The sequence below is a fragment of the Streptomyces sp. NPDC040432 genome, assembly GCF_055595445.1.
Map to the genome: position 1 here is coordinate 158487 of NZ_JBVIVP010000018.1, position 1366 is coordinate 159852.

Here is a 1366-nt window from a genome sequence, read left to right on the forward strand (position 1 = left end):
GTACGACGGACGGTCGCCACCGCGGTCGTCACGACCACCACGGAAACCACCACGGTCGTCATCGCGACGCGGGTACGAGGGACGGTCCCCACCCCGGTCGTCGCGGCGCGGGTAGGACGGACGGTCGCCACCGCGGTCGTCACGACCACCACGGAAACCACCACGGTCGTCATCGCGACGCGGGAAGGACGGACGGTCCCCACCGCGGTCATCACGACGCGGGTACGACGGACGGTCGCCACCACGGTCGTCGCGACGGAAGCCACCGCCACCACCGGAAGGACGCCCACCACGGTCATCGTCCCGACGCGGGTACGAGGGACGGTCGCCACCGCGGTCGTCACGGCCACCACGGAAACCACCACGGTCGTCATCGCGACGCGGGAAGGACGGACGGTCCCCACCGCGGTCGTCGCGACGGAAACCACCGCCACCACCAGAGGGACGCCCACCACGGTCATCGTCGCGGCGCGGGTACGAGGGACGGTCCCCGCCACGGTCGTCACGGCGCGGGTAGGAGGGACGGTCGCCACCACGGTCATCACGACCACGGAAACCACTGCCACCACCGGAAGGACGCCCACCACGGTCATCGTCGCGGCGCGGGTACGAGGGACGGTCCCCACCGCGGTCGTCACGACCACGGAAGCCACCGCCACCGCCGGAAGGACGCCCACCACGGTCGTCATCGCGACGCGGGTACGAGGGACGGTCGCCACCGCGGTCGTCACGACCACCACGGAAACCACCACGGTCGTCATCGCGACGCGGGAAGGACGGACGGTCCCCACCACGGTCATCGCGACGGAAACCACCGCCACCACCGGAGGGGCGGTCGCCGCCGCCACGGTAACCACCGCCGGAGGGACGGTCACCGCCTCGGTAGCCACCACCGGACGGGCGGTCGCCGCCGCCACGGTAGCCACCGCCCGAAGGACGGTCGCCGCCGGCGGGACGTCCGCCACGGTCGTCACGGCGGAAACCGCCGCCACCACCGGTCGGACGGTCACCGCGGTCGTCTCGGCGGAAGCCGCCACGGTCGCCGCCACGGTCATCACGACGGAAGCCGCCCCTGTCACCGCCGTCGTTGCGCCGAGGCTCGCGCTCCGGACGATCGTCGGGAGAGTTGGACATGGGTGTGACTCCTGTCTTCGGGGTACCGCTAGTCATTCTTGCGCAACCAACCCATGGCCGCGCTTCGGCGTAAAGAGGTGAAAAACAAAAAGACCCCTGGTCCAGCGTTGAACGCTGGACCAGGGGTCCTTTGAAAAATTGTTCGGCGGCGTCCTACTCTCCCACAGGGTCCCCCCTGCAGTACCATCGGCGCTGAAAGGCTTAGCTTCCGGGTTCGGAATGTAACCGGGCG

General features: G+C 70.1%; 1 rRNA gene and 1 pseudogene. Both read right to left on the bottom strand.

Features of this window, described 5'->3' with window-relative positions:
* Positions 1-1104, bottom strand: a pseudogene (locus ACZ58N_RS29420) (hypothetical protein); the annotation flags it as partial.
* Between the two features lie 170 nt (positions 1105-1274).
* Positions 1275-1366: ribosomal RNA gene (rrf, locus tag ACZ58N_RS29425) — 5S ribosomal RNA — on the bottom strand; the annotation flags it as partial.